This window comes from Brachyspira catarrhinii (genome assembly GCF_005518285.1).
Taxonomy (GTDB): domain Bacteria; phylum Spirochaetota; class Brachyspiria; order Brachyspirales; family Brachyspiraceae; genus Brachyspira; species Brachyspira catarrhinii.
Genome location: NZ_SJDU01000329.1, coordinates 1 through 2,600 on the forward strand (window position 1 = coordinate 1; position 2,600 = coordinate 2,600).

Genomic DNA, 2,600 nt, shown 5'->3' on the forward strand with positions numbered 1-2,600 from the left:
TGGGATATTTTTCAAAAGAAGAAACCGAAAATTTAAGCGTAACGGTTTCGCAAATAATAAACGGTAAAGAAGAAAAAAAAGAAATAACAATAAATAACGCGGGTTCAAAAAATACAAAATTTGAACAAATAATATAATTCGTATATAATCTTGATATATAAAAAAATAATAAAATAAAAATGAGAGGAATTTATGAGTAATAAAAAAGCGGTTTTAATAGTAATCGACAGTTGCGGAGTTGGAGCTTTGCCAGACGCTAAAGATTTTGGAGACGAAGGAGTAAATACGATTTCCAATTTGGCTAAAGCTACGGGCGGAATCAATATTCCAAACATGGAAAAAATGGGACTTGGAAATATTACCGATATAGAAGGAGTTTCAAAAACGGATAACGCAATCGGTTATTATGGAAAATCTATGGAAAAATCGAAAGCTAAAGACACAACGACTGGACATTGGGAGATAGCGGGATTAATATCTAAAAAACCTTTCAATACTTATCCGAACGGTTTTCCAAAAAATACAATCGAAGCTATAGAAAAAATGTCGAGCAGAAAAGTCGTATGCAATAAACCTTACTCTGGAACGGAAGTAATAGACGATTATGCGGACGAACAATTAAAAAACGGCTCTCTTATAGTTTACACTTCCGCCGATTCCGTTTTGCAAATCGCAGCTCATGAAGAAATTATTTCAATAGAAGAACTTTATAAAATATGCGAAAAATCTCTCGAAATATGCAATGAATTTTCGCCAGTAGCTAGAGTGATAGCGAGACCATATTTGGGAGAAAAAGGAAATTATAAAAGAACTGAAAGAAGACATGACTATTCAGTGCCTCCGAGCGGAGAGACTATGCTCGATAGAATTTCAAAAAATAATTTGCCCGTAATAGGAATAGGAAAAACGAGCGATATATTTGCTGGAGCGGGAATAACCGAAAACAGAAAAACGAATAAAAATAATTTGGACGGAATAGAAAAAACTATTAAAGCGATTAAAGAAATCGACAGCGGATTAATTTTTACGAATTTAGTAGACTTCGATATGCTTTACGGACATAGAAGAGACGCAAAAGGCTATAAAAACGCATTGGAAGAATTCGACAAATATATTCCCGAAATGATTGAAAATTTGAACGAAGAAGATTTATTTATAATCACGGCAGACCATGGATGCGACCCAACCTACAAAGGAAGCGACCATACGAGAGAATATATACCGATTTTGGCTTTTGGAAAAAAATTAAAGAAAAATGTAAATATCGGAATTAGAGATTCTTTTATTTCAATAGCCGCTTCGATAGAAAAACATCTTTTAGGTAAAACGAATCTTGAAGGCGATTTTTTATAATTATCTTTTTCTTATTTCATTACAAACTGCTTACTCTATTTTATTTTTATTTTTTGTAAAAAAAGCAAGGTTATGTTAAAAACCCACTGCTAAAGCGGGCATTTCGCCTAATGAAGCAATCAAAAAATAAATATAAATAAAAAGACACCGCAATAAATACGATGCCTTTTGTCTTATCAATTTTACTTTATATAACTTTATTTCGTAAAAGTTCCCAATTTAATAGTATTTTGAGTTTGCCATTCTCCATTTGGATATGTGCCAGAATATGTTTGTTCCATAATAGTAACATCGCAACTTGAAGAGCTACTGAAAAAAAAGCTTGCCGATTTTCTTTTAGCTCCATCCGAATGAGTGGCAGAATCCGAGTAACCGCTCTCAAATGTAGATACGCCAGTTCCTAAACTTTCTTCTTCCATTATATACGACCTTAAAATGATATCATTATAAGTAGTGCCTTGATATGTAAAATTCACATAACCAGAACTATCAATAGTAAAACTGCCTGCATCTCCCGTCCAAGTTCCTACTAAATCGGAATTTTTAAATTTGCCAGCATTTGGATCGGTTTCGTCATTTTTACAAGAAATAAAAGACATACTTAAAGCGATTAATAAAGTTATTGATATTGTTTTAATTAAATTCGTCATTTTGTTTCTCCTTAAAAAATTATTTGATTAACTACCTGTCGAAGTATCTTTATTTAAAGTGCCTTCATAAGTAGCTTGCACAGTCATGCCCTCCGCCTGACTACCCATTTGATACACAACCGTTGCCGTAGTTGGATTAGTAGCATCGTCTAAAGTTATTTTTATATACTCCGCTACAGTAGCTCCATCGCCAGAGACTTGTCCGCTCGCTTCTACAACTTTTGCATCGGAATTAGAAAGTAATTGTATTCCTTGTAATGCTCCAAGAATACCGACATTGACTTTACTATCGACTATTTCTAATTGAAACTATTCTGGAGCGGTTAAAGTAGCTGGAGCTGTTCCGCTATTTGCTTCGTCTTCCGAAATTCCGCTTAAAGCCGTTCGGTTAAGAGTGCCAGCAAAAACAACATTTCCAACAGTTGCTGGATTTCCAGAAGCCGTAGGTATATTTAAACCGCCGCTTCCTCCTCCTGTTTTGTCTTCATTCTTACAGCTTACCGAAAACAAGAGCATAAACGATAATACTGCGATTAAAATTGTTTTGATATTCTTCATACGAATATCCTCCTATTAATAAATTTATTTATAACTAAA

3 protein-coding genes are annotated in these 2,600 nt (G+C 33.8%); 1 reads left to right on the forward strand and 2 read right to left on the reverse strand.

Features of this window, described 5'->3' with window-relative positions:
- Positions 1-192 precede the first annotated feature (192 nt).
- Positions 193-1,353 carry a phosphopentomutase gene (locus EZH24_RS10080; RefSeq protein ID WP_137999011.1) on the forward strand — a complete coding sequence of 387 codons (1,161 nt, stop codon included), beginning with the start codon at positions 193-195 and terminating at the stop codon, positions 1,351-1,353.
- A gap of 197 nt (positions 1,354-1,550) precedes the next feature.
- On the opposite strand, the gene EZH24_RS10085 is transcribed toward EZH24_RS10080, so the two are convergent.
- Positions 1,551-2,003, reverse strand: a complete 453-nt coding sequence (locus tag EZH24_RS10085; protein ID WP_137999012.1) for a hypothetical protein — start codon at positions 2,001-2,003, stop codon at positions 1,551-1,553.
- A 309-nt stretch (positions 2,004-2,312) separates the two neighbouring features.
- Positions 2,313-2,561 (reverse strand): hypothetical protein, encoded by a 249-nt coding sequence (locus EZH24_RS10090; protein WP_137999013.1) that lies wholly within the window; start codon positions 2,559-2,561, stop codon positions 2,313-2,315.
- Positions 2,562-2,600: the final 39 nt, after the last annotated feature.

Bases quoted from the DNA above. Each gene is read 5' to 3' on its own strand.
- EZH24_RS10080 (WP_137999011.1), top strand. From the start codon at position 193: ATGAGTAATAAAAAAGCGGTTTTAATAGTAATCGACAGTTGCGGAGTT.
- EZH24_RS10085 (WP_137999012.1), bottom strand. From the start codon at position 2,003: ATGACGAATTTAATTAAAACAATATCAATAACTTTATTAATCGCTTTA.
- EZH24_RS10090 (WP_137999013.1), bottom strand. From the start codon at position 2,561: ATGAAGAATATCAAAACAATTTTAATCGCAGTATTATCGTTTATGCTC.